A 14824-nucleotide genomic window follows, 5' to 3' on the forward strand; every position below is an offset into this window, starting at 1 on the left:
ACCCGCAGGCGTCCGGGCACGGCCGAGAGCCCCGCGGCCGCGCGCAGGCTCGCCGTCGCGACGAGCGCAAGGGCCGCCCGCCGCTCTCCGATCAAGGCGCTCCAGCCGATTCCCAAAATCCCCCGTCCCCCCTTCGCTCGCCCCTCGACGGCGCGCGCAAGGCCGGCCGACGGGGACTTGCCCTCATCAAGCCACACCCGGATTTCCAAGCCATTAACCATTTCGCGCTTTGATGCGGCCATGCCGGGTGGCGCTGTCCGGCTCCGTTGGTCCTGGAGTGTGTCCCGTGTCCCGATCGACCCTGCCCGTCGCCGCCGCGTTGCTGTCGTGTCTTTCCGTGCCGGCGATCGCGCAGGAGCGGGTCTCCGCGCGCTACGAGATTCTCATCGGCGGCCTTCAGGTCGGCATCGCCGGTTTCGAGGGGCGCGTGTCCCAGGACAGCTACCAGGCCTCGGTCTCGCTGCGCCTGTCGGGCGTCTCGCGCGTCATCGCATCGGGGCGTGGCTCGGCCATGGCCTCGGGCCGCATCGCCGGCGGCCGTGCCGTGCCGGCGAACTACACCCTGACCCTCGCCACCACCCAGCAGAACGACACCATCCGCATGGCCATGGCCGGCGGCTCCATCCGCTCCCATTCGGCCGAGCCGGACCGGCCGGCGGCGGCCGACCAGATTCCCGTCACGCCGAGTCATAGGCAGGGTGTCCTCGACCCGCTCTCGGCCGGCTTCTTCTTCGTCCCCGGCACCGGCCCGACGGCGGTGGCCGAGGCCTGCGCCAAGACCTTCCCCGTCTTCGACGGCCGCCAGCGCTACGACCTCTCCTTCTCCTTCGCCCGGACCGAGACCATCAAGGTCGCGGGCTACGAGGGCACGGCCGTCGTCTGCAACGCCCGCTACCGGGCCATCGCCGGCCATCGCCCGGCGGTGACCGCGCCCATGGAGGCGAACCGCGACATGCAGATCTGGCTCGTCCCGGTCGCCGGAACCCGGGCCCTCGTCCCCGCCCGCATCGCCATCCGCACGCCGGTCGGCATGGCGGAAATCCAGCCGACGCGGCTCGAACTCGGCGCCCCCGCCACCACTGCGTCGGTGAGTCGCTGAGGCCTCCTGCACGGCGGTTAGCCAAACTGCCTACTTCATGAGCAAAACCCCGGACGCCCGGCGAGAAATCGGTTGCCGTCCGTTACGGCATGGTCTTTGCTGCCCTCGGTAAAACCACGGTGGCCGCGCGAGCCGCGACCGTCGTCCGGCCATCCCCCCGGGTTCGGCCTTGAGTTCACCGATCGACAGAAGGCCCGCCGATGTCCGAGTTCCGTTTCCTGCCCACCCGCCGCGCGGCCCTGAAGCTCGCCGGCGCCGCATCGCTCGCCCCGCTCTTCGCCCCCGCCGTCCACGCCCAGGCCACCACCCCGGTCCGCTTCACCCTCGACTGGCGCTTCGAGGGCCCCTCGGCCCTGTTCCTGACCGCCCTGGAGAAGGGCCATTTCCGCGCCGAGGGCCTGAACGTCTCGATCGACGCCGCCTCCGGCTCGCGCGAGGGCGTCACCCGCGTCGCCTCCGGCACCTATGACATCGGCTTCGGCGACATCAACTCGATGATCCGCTTCCGCGACGAGAACCCGACGGTCGACCTCAAGGCGAACATGATCGTCTACGACCGTCCGCCCTTCGCCATCGTCGGCCGCAAGTCGCGCGGCATCACCACCGACGTGAAGAGCCTCGAGGGCAAGAAGTTCGGCGCCCCGGCTCCCGACGCGGCCTATGCCCAGTGGCCGATCTTCAAGACCGTCAACAAGCTCGACGACAGCAAGATGCGCTTCGAGAACGTCGGCTTCCCCGTCCGCGAGCCCATGCTCGCCTCCGGCGAGGTCGACGCCATCTTCGGCTTCGCCAACTCCTCCTACATCAACCTGAAGTCGCGCGGCGTGCCGGAGAACGACATCGTCGTGCTGCACATGTACGACTACGGCGTCGAGCTCTACGGCAACGGCATCATGGCGAGCCCGGGCTTCCTCGCCTCCAACCGCGCCGCCGTCGCCGCCTTCAACCGCGGCCTCGTCAAGGGCATCCGCGACACCATCGCCGACCCCGCCGCCGGCGCGAAACTGGTGGTCGCGCGCAACGACGTCGCCCGCCTCGACACCGAGACCGAGCGGCTGAAGATGACCATCGACAACTACGTTCTGTCGCCCTGGGTGCGCGCCAACGGCATCGGCGGCATCGATCCCGCCCGCATGGCCACCGCCATCGACCAGATCGGCCTCACCTTCACCTTCAAGAACAAGCCGAAGCCGGAGGACGTCTTCATCTCCGACCTGCTGCCGGCGGCTGCCGACCGCAAGGTGGCCTGAGGTTTGCTTATCGAGAGTTGCGGGGTGCGCGAATGCCCCCGCCCCAATCCCCCCGGACCCCGCCGGGCCGCCGCTCCCTGCCCCTGCGTGAATGCACCGCTCTGAAAGCGCTCATCCCTTGCGTCCCTTCGTCGAACTGACGGGTGTCAGTCACACCTACGCGACCGGCGGCACCCTGGCCGTCGACGGGCTGGACATCCGGGTCAACGAGGGCGAGTTCGCCGCGGTGGTCGGCCCCTCCGGCTGCGGCAAATCCACCCTGATGAAGCTCGCCACCGGCCTGCAGTTTCCGCAGGCGGGCGCCGTCGTCGTCGACGGCCAGGAGGTGCGCGACCCCGTCAAGATCGCCGGCATGGCCTTCCAGGCGCCGACGCTGCTGCCCTGGCGCACCACACTCGAGAACCTGATGCTGCCGCTCGAGATCGTCGAGCCGCACCGCTCGCGCCTGCGCCGGCACAAGGCGGAATATGTCGCCAAGGCCGAGGCGCTGCTCGAATCCGTCGGCCTCAAGGGGGCCGGCTCGAAGTTCCCCTGGCAGCTCTCCGGCGGCATGCAGCAGCGCGCCTCGCTCTGCCGCGCGCTGATCCACGAGCCGAAGCTCCTCATGCTCGACGAGCCCTTCGGCGCGCTCGACGCCTTCACCCGTGAGGAGCTGTGGTGCGTCATCCGCGACCTCCACGCCCGCATGGCCGGGTCGCTGACGGTGATCCTCGTCACCCACGACCTCCGCGAGGCGGTCTTCCTCGCCGACCGCATCTTCTGCATGTCTTCGCGGCCGGGAAAGATCATCGCCGAGCGCGAGGTGGCGTTCCCGCGGCCGCGCGACCTCGAGATCACCTACACGTCCGAATTCTCCGACATCGTTCACGACCTGCGGGGGCGCATCGCCCACGCCCGGTCGACGGCCTGAGGATCCTGCCATGGACGCGATCGGCGAGTTCCTCCTCACCTCCTGGCCGGCGGCGCTCGCCATCGGCGTCGTCGGCTACATCGCCTACCTGCTCTACAAGGTGATCGGCGCCTCCGCCCTCGACCGCACCAAGCTGTCACTGCAGCTCGCGCCGCTGTTCTGCACCATCGGCACGTTCCTGGTGTGGGAACTGCTCTGCAAGGCCTTCGCCGTCTCCACCTTCGTGCTGCCGGCGCCGAGCGACATCGGCCTCGCCATCTGGCAGTTCCGCCGCCAGATCGGCTTCCACTCCTTCCACACCGCCTGGATGACGCTCGCCGGCTTCGGCCTCGCCGTCGCCTTCGGCATCGCGCTCGGCCTCCTCCTCGGGGCCAGCCGCTTCTTCTATGCGGGCTTCTATCCCCTGCTCGTCGGCTTCAACTCGATCCCGAAGGTCGCCGTCGTGCCGATCCTCGTCATCTGGTTCGGCGTCGGCTGGCTGCCGGCGGTGCTCACCGCCTTCATGATCTCGTTCTTCCCCATCGTGGTGAACGTCGCCACCGGCCTCGCCACCATCGAGCCGGAGACGGAGGACGTCTTGAAGGCGCTCGGCGCCTCCAAGCTGCAGATCATGACCAAGGTCGGCATTCCCCGCTCGATGCCGTATTTCTTCGGCTCGCTGAAGGTCGCCATCACGCTGGCCTATGTCGGTTCGGTCATCGCCGAGTACAACGCCTCGCGTTACGGCATCGGCAACCTGATGGCGCGCGCCTCGGCCGACTTCAACGTGCCGCTGCTCTTCGCCGCCCTCATCGCCCTCGCGATCCTCGGCGTTGCCATGTACATGGCCACCGTCTGGCTCGAAAACCGCATGACCGGCTGGGCCCAGCGCTCGTCCTTCGCCGCCACCTGAGGGCAGCGCGTGCAACCGCACGCTTGCCCCGCCCGTGCCGACACCCCATAAAACGGGTCCGGCATCCTCATCCTCCACGGCGGACCCATGAAAGCCATTCTCGACGTCGTCCTGATCGCCCTGAACCTCTACTGGTGGGTGATCATCATTCAGGCGGTCCTGTCCTGGCTGATCGCATTCAATGTTGTGAACTACCGCAACCAGATCGTCGCGCAGATCGACACCACGCTGCGCGCCCTCACCGAACCGGTCCTCGCGCCCATCCGGCGACGCATGCCCAATCTGGGGGCGATCGACATCTCGCCGATCGTGCTGCTGCTCGGCATCATCCTGATCCAGCAGATCATCATCCGCTACATCTACCCCAACGTCTTCTAGGGGGGACGCCCATGGACGCCCTCCCCTACCGCGTCGAGCGCGAGCGCCTCCTGGTCGACGTCAGGCTGACCCCGCGCGGTGGCCGCGACGCGGTGGAAGGCGCCGAGCGGCTGGCCGACGGCCGGGCCGTGCTCAAGGCGCGGGTGAGGGCCGTCCCCGAGGACGGCAAGGCCAATGCGGCGCTGGAGAACCTCATCGCCGCCGAACTCGGCATCGGCCGCTCGCAGGTCGCCGTCGTCCAGGGCAAGACGGCGCGGCTGAAGACCGTGGCGCTTGAGGGCGACACCACCCGCCTCTCTGCCGGGCTGGCCCGGCTCCTTGCCGCCGCGCTCCTCGTGTTTCTCGCCTGGCCGGCGGCGCCGGCTGCCGCCCAGTTCATGTCGCGCGGCGACATCTGCGCCGACCCTTCCCAGTTCCTGCGCACCCGCGCCACCGTCGAGCGCGCCGGCCTGCCGACGCCCGACCGCGCCCGCCTCGTGCGCACGCTGCGCGCCGCGCAGTCGCTCGCCCGCGACGGCTGCCCCAACCGCGACGGCTGGCTGGTGAGACGGTCGGTCGGCATGCTCAACGCGGTCAACCGCGAGGTGCGCCTGCCGCCGGTCGACCTGCCGCTCTTCCTCAGGGAGTGACGGCGGCTCAGCCGCCCCCGGCGACCGCCAACGGGCCCTTGTGCAGCTTCTCGGCGATGCCGTAGAGGCGCTCGCGCCGCTCCATCTCCTGCCAGACCTCGTCCGGCGCAATGCCCATGTCGGTCCACAGCACGGTGAGATTGTAGATCAGGTCGGCGCTTTCGCGGACCACCGCGGCACGGTCGCCGGCCACCGCGTCGAGCGTCACTTCTGTCGCTTCCTCGACCAGCTTCTTCGCCATCTTGGCGCGCCCGCCCGCCAGCAGTTTCGCCGTGCGCGATGCCGGCGCATCGGTCCGGCGGATCTCCCGGACGGCGGCGTGGAGGCGGTCGATGGCGTCGGACATGGCGGCCTTTCGCAGTCCCGCGCGGGCCGAATCAAATGGTCCAGTCCTGCGGACGATTCGAGGCTCGCACAGAACTGTCACCTGTCAATGACGGTCCCCTGCGGCCTGCTGACAGAGACCGGGTGGCGGCGCGACGGCCGCTCGCCTAGACACGGGTCCCAACCGGAGACGCCCCCGTGAGCCTGCGCGACTGGACCCTCCTCGTCACCCTCTCCGTCCTCTGGGGCGGCTCGTTCTTTTTTGCCCGCATCGCCCTCTTCGACCTGCCGCCGATGACCCTCGTCCTCGCCCGCGTCGTCATCGGCGCCGCCGTGCTCTACGCGGTGCTGCGGGCGACCGGCGAACACTTTCCCCGGGGACGGGCGGTATGGACGACGCTGGCGGTGATGGCGCTGCTCAACAACGTCATCCCCTTCACCCTGATCTTCTGGGGCCAGACCGCCATTCCCGCCGGGCTCGCCGCCATCCTCAACGCCACCACGCCGCTGTTCAGCGTCGTCGTCATGCACCTCTTCACGACGGACGAGAAGGCGACGGCGAACAAGGCGGCGGGCGTCGCGCTCGGCTTCCTCGGCGTGGTGGTGCTGGTCGGGCCGGCGGCGCTGGGGAGGCTGGACACGCCCCTCTGGGCGGTCGCAGCCTGTCTCGGCGCGACGCTGTCCTATGCCTTCTCGGGGCTCTGGGGTCGGCGCATCAAGCCGCTCGGCCTGACGCCGACCTTCACAGCCTGGCTGCAGCTCACCATCACGAGCCTCGTCATGGCCCCGGCCGTCGCGCTGGTGGACCGGCCATGGGCGCTCGCCATGCCGGGCTGGCCGGCGATCCTCGCCGTGCTCGCGCTCGCCGTCCTGTCGACGGCGCTCGCCTACATCATCTTCTTCCGGCTGCTGGCGACGGCCGGCCCGAGCAACCTCCTGCTCGTGACCTTCCTGATCCCGGTCTCTGCCATCCTGCTCGCCGGTCTGTTTCTCGGCGAGCGCCTCGCCTGGACGCATTTCGCCGGCATGGCGCTGATCGGCCTTGGGCTCGTCGCCATCGACGGGCGGGTCTGGCGGCGGCTGGCGGAGGGGACGCGCCCGGCCTGAGCCGGGCTCAGCCGTCCTTGGCGAGCCCGTCCCAGAAGGCCTTGGCCTTGGCGAAGAAGCCCGCCGTCTCCGGCTGGGTGTCCTTCGAGCTCTCCTTCTCGAACTCGGCGAGAAGCTCCTTCTGGCGCTTGGTGAGCGCCCGCGGCGTCTCCACGTCCACCTGCACGTAGAGGTCGCCGACCGCCTTGGAGCGCAGCACCGGCATACCCTTGCCGCCGAGACGGAAGCGCTTGCCCGACTGCGTGCCCTCGGGAACCTTCACCTGGGCCCGGCCGCCGTCGATGGTCGGCACCTCGAAGGCGCCGCCCAGCGCCGCCGTCACCATGGAGACCGGGGCGCGGCAGTAGAGGTCCTGGCCGTCGCGCTGGAAGAAGGCGTGCGGCTCGATGGAGAGGAAGATGTAGAGGTCGCCGGGCGGGCCGCCGCGGAAGCCGGCCTCGCCCTCGTTGGCGAGGCGGATGCGGGTGCCGTCCTCGACGCCGGCGGGGATGTTCACCGAGAGCACGCGCTCCTTGGTGATGCGGCCCGACCCGGTGCAGTTGGCGCAGGGGTCCTCGATCACCTGGCCGCGGCCCTGGCAGGTCGGGCAGGTGCGCTCCACAGAGAAGAAGCCCTGGGAGGCGCGCACGCGGCCGTGGCCGGCGCAGGTGCCGCAGGTCTTCGGCTTGGAGCCGGGCTTGGCGCCGGTGCCGGAGCAGACCTCGCAGGACACCGTGGTGGGAATGCGCAGCTGGGCGGACTTGCCCGCGAAGGCCTCCTCCAGCGTGATGTCCATGTTGTAGCGCAGGTCCGCGCCACGCTCGCGGCCACCCGCGCCGCGGCGCCGGCCGCCGGACATGCCGAACAGCTCCTCGAAGATGTCGGACATGGAGGTGGCGAAATCGCCGCCGAAGCCGGGATGGCCGCCGCCGCCCCCGTTCTCGAAGGCCTGGTGGCCGAAGCGGTCATAGGCGGCGCGCTTCTGCCCGTCGGACAGCACCTGATAGGCCTCGTTCAGCTCCTTGAACTGGGCCTCGGCCTCGGCGTTGTCGGGATTGCGGTCGGGGTGATACTGCATCGCCTTCTTGCGGAAGGCGGATTTCAGCGCAGCCTCGTCGGCGTCGCGGCCGACCCCCAGGGTTTCGTAATAGTCGCGCTTGGACATCGACCCAGCTTCTGCCCCCGTTCAAGCGAAGGCCCCCGGATTGGCTCCGGGGGCCCGCTGGAAAGACCCTCGCGGGCCTTACGCGCTCTTCTTCTTGTCGTCCTTCACTTCGGTGAAGTCCGCGTCGACCACGTCGTCCTTCTTCGGCGCGGCGCCCTCGGCGCCGGCGTCCTGCTGGGCCGCATACATGGCCTCGCCGAGCTTCATGGAGGCCTGCGCCAGGGCGTTGGTCTTCTCCTTGAGGCTCTCGACGTCCTCGGACTTCACCGCTTCCTTCACGGCCGCGAGGGCGTCCTCGATGGCCTTGCGGTCACCTTCGGCAACCTTGGAGCCGTGCTCGGAGAGCGCCTTCTCGGTCGAGTGCACGAGGCCGTCGGCCTGGTTCTTCGCCTCGGCGAGCTCGCGGCGGTTCTTGTCCTCGGCCGCATGGGCCTCGGCGTCCTTCACCATCTTCTCGATGTCGGAGTCGGAGAGGCCGCCGGAGGCCTGGATGCGGATCTGCTGCTCCTTGCCGGTGCCCTTGTCCTTGGCCTGGACGTTGACGATGCCGTTGGCGTCGATGTCGAAGGTCACCTCGATCTGCGGCACGCCGCGCGGGGCGGGGGGAATGCCCATCAGGTCGAACTGGCCGAGCATCTTGTTGTCGGCCGCCATCTCACGCTCGCCCTGGAAGACCCGGATCGTCACCGCGTTCTGGTTGTCGTCGGCGGTGGAGAAGACCTGGCTCTTCTTGGTGGGGATCGTGGTGTTGCGGTCGATGAGGCGGGTGAACACGCCGCCGAGCGTCTCGATGCCGAGCGACAGCGGGGTCACGTCGAGCAGCAGCACGTCCTTCACGTCGCCCTGCAGCACGCCGGCCTGGATGGCGGCACCGATGGCGACCACCTCGTCCGGGTTGACGCCCTTGTGCGGCTCCTTGCCGAAGAATTGCTTCACGACCTCCTGGACCTTCGGCATGCGGGTCATGCCGCCGACGAGAACGACTTCGTCGATCTGGCCCGCCGAGATGCCGGCGTCCTTGAGCGCCTTCTTGCAGGGCTCCATGGTCCGCTGGATCAGGTCGTCCACCAGCGCCTCGAACTTGGCGCGGGTGAGCTTCAGCTGGAGGTGCTTCGGACCCGAGGCGTCGGCCGTGATGAAGGGCAGGTTGATCTCGGTCTGCGTCGAGGACGACAGCTCGATCTTCGCCTTCTCGGCGGCCTCCTTGAGGCGCTGGAGCGCGAGCTTGTCCTTGCGCAGGTCGATGCCCTGCTCCTTCTGGAACTCGGCCGCCAGATAGTCGACGAGGCGCATGTCGAAGTCCTCGCCGCCGAGGAACGTGTCGCCGTTGGTCGACTTCACCTCGAAGACGCCGTCGCCGATCTCGAGCACCGACACGTCGAAGGTGCCGCCGCCGAGGTCATAGACCGCGATCGTGCCGGAGGTCTTCTTGTCGAGGCCGTAGGCGAGCGCCGCCGCCGTCGGCTCGTTGATGATGCGCAGCACCTCGAGGCCGGCGATCTTGCCGGCGTCCTTGGTGGCCTGGCGCTGGGCGTCGTTGAAATAGGCCGGGACGGTGATGACCGCCTGGTCGACGCTCTGGCCGAGATAGGCCTCCGCCGTCTCCTTCATCTTCATCAGCGTGAAGGCGGAGATCTGCGAGGGCGAATAGGTCTTGCCCTCGACCTCGACCCAGGCGTCGCCGTTGCCGGCGCGGGCGATCTGGTAGGGGACGAGCTTCTGGTCCTTGGTCACCGTCGGATCGTCGAAGCGACGGCCGATGAGGCGCTTCACCGCGAAGATGGTGCGCTCGGGGTTCGTCACCGCCTGGCGCTTGGCCGGCTGGCCGACGAGACGCTCCTCGTCGGTGAAGGCGACGATGGACGGCGTCGTATTGGCGCCTTCCGAATTGATGATGACTTTCGGCGTGGTGCCTTCCATCACAGCCACGCAGGAATTGGTCGTTCCGAGGTCGATGCCGATGACCTTGCCCATGGTCTTCTCCTTTTCAAGCGGATCGGCCGGGCCCGAAGCACCCGTGAGGCTGACGGCCCGCGGACGAAGAGGGATTTTCGCCGGGACCGCCCGCGCCGACCCCTTCGTCAAGCTGGGGTTTGAAGCTGGTGATCGCAGGACGGAAAGACGCGAGACTTCGCCGCTTTCCGCCGGTTGGGCCGGATATAGGGGGGGCGTCATGGCGCCGCAAGCGTCACGGTCACCTCGCCGTCAAGGAAAAGCATCGCGTCGCGCCGGCAAAGGGTGCGTCCTTGGCGCAACATCACCCCCGCCTCGCATGGCGCAACGTCACGGGCTGGTGACCGAAGGGTCCCGGCAGGTTATGTGAGGGGCTGTTGCCATCGGAAGAATCATGCCCCGCCGCGCCGTCCTGCTGCTCTCTCTCGCCTTTGCCGCCGCCGGCGGGGAGCATGCCCTGGCACAGATGCAGCTGCCCGGCGCCGTCGCTCCGACGCCGCAGGGCGCGACAGCGCCGCAGGGCCGTCCCGCGGCTCCGCGCACCACGATGGACGGCACGAGCGGCCTTGCGACGCGCGGCGTCGGCGCCTCCACCCTGCGCCGCTGGGAGGACGCCCTTCCCGGCAAGACGCTGCGATTCCTCGGCCAGCACGGCGCCCTCGTCATCTCGCGCGGCGGAACGCCGGCCCAGCCGAGCTACACGATCGCCGCCACCGGCGTCATCGGACGGCGCGGCAACGACATCCGCAACATCTGCACGCCCGATCTCGGCGGCGGCAGGCCGGTCGCCCTGAGGCCTCTCGGCCGACCCGACGGCCTGCCGCGGTTCGAGGCGAATTTCACCGGCTGCACCATCACCCTCGACCTCATGGCCGATGCCGCCTTCGTCACCGCCCCGGGCGGGGCCTGCAGCTTCGACGACTGTGTCGTCGACCCCGCCGGCCTCTGGGGTCCGAACGACCGGGAGATTCCGCCAGACCGCGAGATCGAGCGCGCCCGCGGCGTCGCCGAGCGCCGCCTCAACGACGCCCGCCGCATTCTCCAGGCGCGGCTGCGCACCACGCCCGAGGGCCGGCAGTTCCTGCAGGAACAGGCGGGCTTTCCCGCCAACCGCGAGCGCCTCTGCCGCAACTACGGCACCTCGGACATCGGCCCCGCCTTCTGCGCGCTGAAATTCACCGAGGCGCGCGCCGAGAACCTCGCCGCCCGTGTCGGCGGACCGCCGTCGGACGCGCCGCCGCGCCGCCCCGCCCGTCCGCGGCCCCCGCCGGCGCCCGCTCCGCAGCAATGACGGCGGTCCCGGTCGTACCGGGCTGCACCTGGTATCCCGGATATCTCGCTCCCGCCGATCAGGCGGCGCTCCTCGCCACCCTGCGCGACCTCCTGCGGCAGGCGCCGCTCTTCCAGCCGGTCATGCCGCGCACGGGCACGCCGTTCTCGGTGCGCATGACCAATCTGGGATCGCTCGGCTGGGTCTCTGACAGGGCGGGCTATCGCTATCAGCCGAATCATCCGGCCACCGGCGAGCCCTGGCCGCCGATTCCGGAGGAGATTCTGGAAATCTGGCGACAGGTGGCAAGCTATCCGCATCCGCCCGAGGCCTGCCTCGTCAACTGGTACGGGCCCGGCGCCCGCATGGGGCTGCACCAGGACCGCGACGAGGAGGATCTCGCAGCGCCCGTCGTGTCGCTGTCGCTCGGAGAGACGGGCCTGTTCCGCATCGGCGGCACGACACGCGGCGGCAGGACGGTCCCGGTAAAGCTCGCCTCAGGCGACGTACTGGTCTTCGGCGGTGCCGCGCGCCTCGCCTATCACGGAGTCGACCGCCTGCTCCCGGGAACCAGCACGCTCCTGAAGGACGGCGGCCGGATCAACCTGACGCTCAGGCGGGTGACGAAGCCGGTGTGACGGCGACATCCGCCTGTCCTGATCCCCCGGGCTTCGCGGATGAGGTGCAGTTCCCCTCCCCCGCTTGCGGAGGGGAGGGGCTAGGGTGGGGGGCCTTGCCTGGGCCGGGCCTTTGGCCCTCAGCTCGTCGCGGCGACGGGCTTCATCAGGCCGAGCACGGCGCCGGCCGGGTCCTCGACCACGGCGATGCGGCCGACATTGGGGATGTCGAGCGGCTCCTGCAGCACCTGTCCGCCGCTGCTCGTCACCGCCGAGACCGCCCGGTCGAGATCGTCGACCTGCACGTAGGAGAGCCAGCCCGGCTGGGACTCCGTGTCCTGCGGGTCCATCGGCATGATGCCGGCGGTCGGCGTGCCGTCGGGCGCCTTGGCGATCCAGTATTCGCCGTCCGGCATCGGGAACGGGTCGAACGTCCATCCCAGGGTCTGGCCGTAAAAGGCCTTCGCCTTGGCGATGTCGTTGGTCATCAGCTCGTTCCAGTTGAACCTGCCGCTCATGCGGGGCCTCCTCCTTGGATGCGCGCGGCGGGAGATGTCCCCGCCGTCGACGGCAAGGAAGCATGGTCCGATTGCAGCCCGGCGACAATGAGGCAGAGGCGCTCAGGTGATGAGACGCGACAGGACCCGGGCCGTGTAGTCCACCATCGGCACGATGCGGGCATAGTTCAGCCGCGTCGGGCCGATGACGCCGAGCACGCCGACGATGCGGCTCTGGCTGTCGTGATAGGGCGCCACCACCATGGACGAGCCCGACAGCGAGAACAGCTTGTTCTCCGAGCCGATGAAGATTCGCACGCCCTCGGCGGTCTCGGCCCGGCCGAGGAGGTCGACGAGGTCGCGCTTCGATTCGAGATCGTCGAAGAGCAGGCGGATGCGCTCCAGGTCCTCCATGGCGCGCAGGTCGCCCAGCAGGTTCGCCTGGCCGCGGACGATGAGCTTGCGCTCGGTCGGCTCGCCGCCCGACCAGGAGGCAAGGCCCGCCTCCACCAGTTTCTGCGTCAGCCCGTCCAGCTCGCTGCGGGCCTGATCGAGGCTCTTCTGCATCTCCACCCGCGCTTCCGCGAGCGTCCGTCCGCGGATATGGGCGTTGAGGAAGTTCGAAGCCTCCACCAGCGCGGAGGGCGGCAGGCCCGCCGGGATCGGCACGAGGCGGTTCTCCACCTGACCGTCCTCGGAGACGAGCACGACGAGGGCGCGCTCCGGCTCGATGCGGACGAATTCGATGTGCTTGAGCCTGACGTTGCTCTTCGAGGTGAGCACCACGCCGGCGCCGCGTGACAGCCCCGACAGGAGCTGGGTCGCGTCGGCGAGCACCGATTCGAAGGACTGGCCGCGGGCGGAGGCGGCGACCTGCGCCTCGATCGCGTTGCGCTCGTCCACCGCGAGGTCGCCGAACTGCATCAGCGCGTCGACGAAGAAGCGCAGGCCCGTCTCCGTCGGCAGGCGGCCGGCCGAGGTGTGCGGCGCAAAGATGAGGCCGGCCTCCTCGAGGTCCTGCATGACGTTGCGCACCGAGGCGGGCGACAGGGTCATGGGCAGGATCTTCGACAGATTGCGAGAGCCTACCGGCTCGCCGGTCGCCAGATAGCTCTCGACGATCTGGCGGAAGATCTCGCGCGAGCGCTCGTCGAGCTTGGCCAGGGCTGAATTGGCCACGGCGGACTGGGCGAGCGCCTGCAGCTTCTGGTCGGGGCGCGGGATCTCGGCGGACAAGGGCAACCTCCTGCGCAAATCTGGTGGCAGTCGCGGCATTGATCAAGCACCATCTGCCGCAGTGGAGCCCGGCAGTCGCCGCCCGGCCCCCGCCGTCCTTGCCGTGCCGGCCTTTCGGCCCTATGACCCGCCGACCCCCTGTCGTGGAACGGAATCCGCCATGCGTCCCTCCAAACGCGCCCCCGATGCGCTGCGCCCGGTCTCGCTGGAGCGCGCCGTCGCCCGCTATGCGGAGGGCTCCTGCTTCGTGAAGTTCGGCAACACCCACGTGCTCTGCACGGCCTCGCTCGAGGAAAAGCCGCCGCCGTGGCTGCGCGGCCAGGGCCGCGGCTGGGTCACCGCCGAATATTCGATGCTGCCGCGGGCAACGCTTGAGCGGACCCGCCGCGAGTCGACCTCGGGCAAGCCCTCCGGCCGCACCCAGGAAATCCAGCGCCTCATTGGCCGCTCGCTCCGCACCATCGTCGATCTCCAGGCGCTCGGCGAGCGGCAGATCACCGTCGACTGCGACGTGATCCAGGCCGACGGCGGCACCCGCACCGCCGCCATCACCGGCGCGTGGGTGGCGCTGCATGACTGCATCGCCTGGATGACCGCCCGCTCCATGCTGAAGACGAGCCCGCTGCGCGACCACGTCGCGGCGGTGTCCTGCGGCATCTACCAGGGCACGCCGGTGCTCGACCTCGACTATGCCGAGGATTCGGAAGCCGACACCGACGCCAATTTCGTCATGACCGGCTCCGGCGGCATCGTCGAGATCCAGGGCACGGCGGAGAAGACCCCCTTCAGCCAGGAGGAGCTGCTGAACCTCCTCGACCTCGCCCGCGGCGGCTGCGCCCGCCTCGTCGACCTGCAGAAGACGGCGGTGGCATGAGCGGCCTGCTCGGCCCCGGCACGCGGCTGGTCGTCGCCACCCACAATGCCGGCAAGCTCGCCGAATTCCGCGACCTGCTCGGCCCCCACGGCATCGACCTCGTCTCGGCCGGCGAACTCGGGCTGCCAGAGCCGGCCGAGACCGGCACGCTCTATGCGGAGAACGCCGCCATCAAGGCGCGCGCCGCGACCGACGCCACCGGCCTTCCCGCCATCGCCGACGATTCAGGCCTCGCCGTCGAGGCGCTCGACGGTGCGCCCGGCCTCTTCACCGCCGACTGGGCCGGCCAGCCCCGCGACTTCGCCGCCGCCATGGCGCGGGTCGACCGGGAGCTCACCCTGCGCGACGTCACCACCGCCGGCGCGCGGGCGCATTTCGTCTCCGCCCTGGCGCTGACCTTCCCCGACGGCTCCGAACGCATCTTCGAGGGCCGCGTCTTCGGCACCCTCGCCTGGCCGCCGCGCGGCCCCAAGGGTTTCGGTTACGACCCGATGTTCCTGCCCGACGGCCATACCCTCACCTTCGGCGAGATGACGGCGGAGCAGAAGCATGGCCTGCCGCCGGCGGGCGAAGGCCTCTCCCATCGCGCCCGCGCCTTCATCGCGCTGCAGAAGGCGGTTTTCGGCGGCTGAGGTCCGGACTGC

General features: G+C 69.7%; 17 protein-coding genes. 11 read left to right on the top strand and 6 right to left on the bottom strand.

The annotated features are described in order from the left end of the window. A partial coding sequence (locus ACT6XY_RS10270) for a hypothetical protein (RefSeq protein ID WP_444748241.1) occupies positions 1–242 on the bottom strand: 242 nt, incomplete at its 3' end. A gap of 44 nt (positions 243–286) precedes the next feature. Here ACT6XY_RS10270 and ACT6XY_RS10275 point away from each other — a divergent pair. The 6 genes from ACT6XY_RS10275 (at position 287) to ACT6XY_RS10300 (ending at position 5158) form a co-directional block, all read left to right on the top strand. Then, complete coding sequence (locus tag ACT6XY_RS10275) at positions 287–1099, top strand: DUF3108 domain-containing protein (RefSeq protein ID WP_444748242.1); 813 nt, start codon at positions 287–289, stop codon at positions 1097–1099. A 200-nt stretch (positions 1100–1299) separates the two neighbouring features. Further along, positions 1300–2349, top strand: a complete 1050-nt coding sequence (locus ACT6XY_RS10280; protein ID WP_444748243.1) for an ABC transporter substrate-binding protein — start codon at positions 1300–1302, stop codon at positions 2347–2349. 118 nt (positions 2350–2467) lie between these two features. Continuing rightward, a complete protein-coding gene (locus ACT6XY_RS10285) occupies positions 2468–3259 on the top strand; it encodes an ABC transporter ATP-binding protein (RefSeq protein ID WP_444748244.1) in 792 nt (263 codons plus the stop codon). Between the two features lie 10 nt (positions 3260–3269). Next, on the top strand, positions 3270–4151 hold the full coding sequence (locus tag ACT6XY_RS10290) for an ABC transporter permease (protein WP_444748245.1): 882 nt from the start codon (positions 3270–3272) through the stop codon (positions 4149–4151). A gap of 87 nt (positions 4152–4238) precedes the next feature. After that, complete coding sequence (locus ACT6XY_RS10295) at positions 4239–4529, top strand: YggT family protein (protein ID WP_444748246.1); 291 nt, start codon at positions 4239–4241, stop codon at positions 4527–4529. A gap of 11 nt (positions 4530–4540) precedes the next feature. Then, the gene (locus ACT6XY_RS10300) at positions 4541–5158 is read left to right on the top strand and encodes a DUF167 family protein (RefSeq protein WP_444748247.1); all 618 of its coding nucleotides are present in this window, start codon (positions 4541–4543) and stop codon (positions 5156–5158) included. 7 nt (positions 5159–5165) lie between these two features. Here ACT6XY_RS10300 and hisE read toward each other — a convergent pair whose 3' ends face one another. After that, positions 5166–5504, bottom strand: coding sequence for a phosphoribosyl-ATP diphosphatase (hisE, locus tag ACT6XY_RS10305; protein ID WP_444748248.1), 339 nt, complete (start codon positions 5502–5504; stop codon positions 5166–5168). A gap of 176 nt (positions 5505–5680) precedes the next feature. Here hisE and ACT6XY_RS10310 point away from each other — a divergent pair, with 176 nt between their 5' ends. Further along, a complete protein-coding gene (locus tag ACT6XY_RS10310; protein WP_444748249.1) occupies positions 5681–6589 on the top strand; it encodes a DMT family transporter in 909 nt (302 codons plus the stop codon). A 7-nt stretch (positions 6590–6596) separates the two neighbouring features. Here ACT6XY_RS10310 and dnaJ read toward each other — a convergent pair whose 3' ends face one another. After that, positions 6597–7733 (bottom strand): molecular chaperone DnaJ, encoded by a 1137-nt coding sequence (dnaJ, locus tag ACT6XY_RS10315; RefSeq protein ID WP_444748250.1) that lies wholly within the window; start codon positions 7731–7733, stop codon positions 6597–6599. Positions 7734–7811: 78 nt separating this feature from the next. After that, positions 7812–9707 (bottom strand): molecular chaperone DnaK, encoded by a 1896-nt coding sequence (gene dnaK / locus ACT6XY_RS10320; protein ID WP_444748251.1) that lies wholly within the window; start codon positions 9705–9707, stop codon positions 7812–7814. Between the two features lie 373 nt (positions 9708–10080). Here dnaK and ACT6XY_RS10325 point away from each other — a divergent pair, with 373 nt between their 5' ends. Then, positions 10081–10977 carry a hypothetical protein gene (locus tag ACT6XY_RS10325; protein ID WP_444748252.1) on the top strand — a complete coding sequence of 299 codons (897 nt, stop codon included), beginning with the start codon at positions 10081–10083 and terminating at the stop codon, positions 10975–10977. Then, positions 10974–11594, top strand: coding sequence for an alpha-ketoglutarate-dependent dioxygenase AlkB family protein (locus tag ACT6XY_RS10330; RefSeq protein ID WP_444748253.1), 621 nt, complete (start codon positions 10974–10976; stop codon positions 11592–11594). The genes ACT6XY_RS10325 and ACT6XY_RS10330 overlap by 4 nt, the downstream gene beginning before the upstream one ends. Before the next feature lie 119 nt (positions 11595–11713). Here the strand turns inward: ACT6XY_RS10330 and ACT6XY_RS10335 are convergent, their stop codons facing one another. Further along, entirely contained in the window at positions 11714–12091 is a 378-nt protein-coding gene (locus ACT6XY_RS10335; protein WP_444748254.1) for a VOC family protein, read from the bottom strand. A 102-nt stretch (positions 12092–12193) separates the two neighbouring features. After that, positions 12194–13273 carry a heat-inducible transcriptional repressor HrcA gene (gene hrcA, locus ACT6XY_RS10340; protein WP_444748285.1) on the bottom strand — a complete coding sequence of 360 codons (1080 nt, stop codon included), beginning with the start codon at positions 13271–13273 and terminating at the stop codon, positions 12194–12196. Between the two features lie 193 nt (positions 13274–13466). On the opposite strand from hrcA, the gene rph reads away from it, so the two are divergent. Further along, on the top strand, positions 13467–14180 hold the full coding sequence (rph, locus tag ACT6XY_RS10345; RefSeq protein WP_444748255.1) for a ribonuclease PH: 714 nt from the start codon (positions 13467–13469) through the stop codon (positions 14178–14180). After that, a complete protein-coding gene (locus tag ACT6XY_RS10350; protein ID WP_444748256.1) occupies positions 14177–14812 on the top strand; it encodes a non-canonical purine NTP pyrophosphatase in 636 nt (211 codons plus the stop codon). Before rph ends, ACT6XY_RS10350 begins: the two co-directional genes overlap by 4 nt. Positions 14813–14824: the final 12 nt, after the last annotated feature.

The sequence above is a fragment of the Phreatobacter sp. genome, assembly GCF_052440005.1.
In the GTDB taxonomy this organism is placed as follows: Bacteria; Pseudomonadota; Alphaproteobacteria; order Rhizobiales; family Phreatobacteraceae; genus Phreatobacter.

What these genes read in the sequence shown, in the direction of transcription:
- ACT6XY_RS10330 (WP_444748253.1), top strand. Translation starts at nt 10,974, where the DNA reads ATGACGGCGGTCCCGGTCGTACCGGGCTGCACCTGGTATCCCGGATAT.
- ACT6XY_RS10300 (WP_444748247.1), top strand. Translation starts at nt 4,541, where the DNA reads ATGGACGCCCTCCCCTACCGCGTCGAGCGCGAGCGCCTCCTGGTCGAC.
- dnaK (WP_444748251.1), bottom strand. Translation starts at nt 9,707, where the DNA reads ATGGGCAAGGTCATCGGCATCGACCTCGGAACGACCAATTCCTGCGTG.
- ACT6XY_RS10325 (WP_444748252.1), top strand. Translation starts at nt 10,081, where the DNA reads ATGCCCCGCCGCGCCGTCCTGCTGCTCTCTCTCGCCTTTGCCGCCGCC.
- hisE (WP_444748248.1), bottom strand. Translation starts at nt 5,504, where the DNA reads ATGTCCGACGCCATCGACCGCCTCCACGCCGCCGTCCGGGAGATCCGC.
- ACT6XY_RS10335 (WP_444748254.1), bottom strand. Translation starts at nt 12,091, where the DNA reads ATGAGCGGCAGGTTCAACTGGAACGAGCTGATGACCAACGACATCGCC.
- dnaJ (WP_444748250.1), bottom strand. Translation starts at nt 7,733, where the DNA reads ATGTCCAAGCGCGACTATTACGAAACCCTGGGGGTCGGCCGCGACGCC.
- rph (WP_444748255.1), top strand. Translation starts at nt 13,467, where the DNA reads ATGCGTCCCTCCAAACGCGCCCCCGATGCGCTGCGCCCGGTCTCGCTG.
- ACT6XY_RS10290 (WP_444748245.1), top strand. Translation starts at nt 3,270, where the DNA reads ATGGACGCGATCGGCGAGTTCCTCCTCACCTCCTGGCCGGCGGCGCTC.
- ACT6XY_RS10280 (WP_444748243.1), top strand. Translation starts at nt 1,300, where the DNA reads ATGTCCGAGTTCCGTTTCCTGCCCACCCGCCGCGCGGCCCTGAAGCTC.
- ACT6XY_RS10350 (WP_444748256.1), top strand. Translation starts at nt 14,177, where the DNA reads ATGAGCGGCCTGCTCGGCCCCGGCACGCGGCTGGTCGTCGCCACCCAC.
- ACT6XY_RS10295 (WP_444748246.1), top strand. Translation starts at nt 4,239, where the DNA reads ATGAAAGCCATTCTCGACGTCGTCCTGATCGCCCTGAACCTCTACTGG.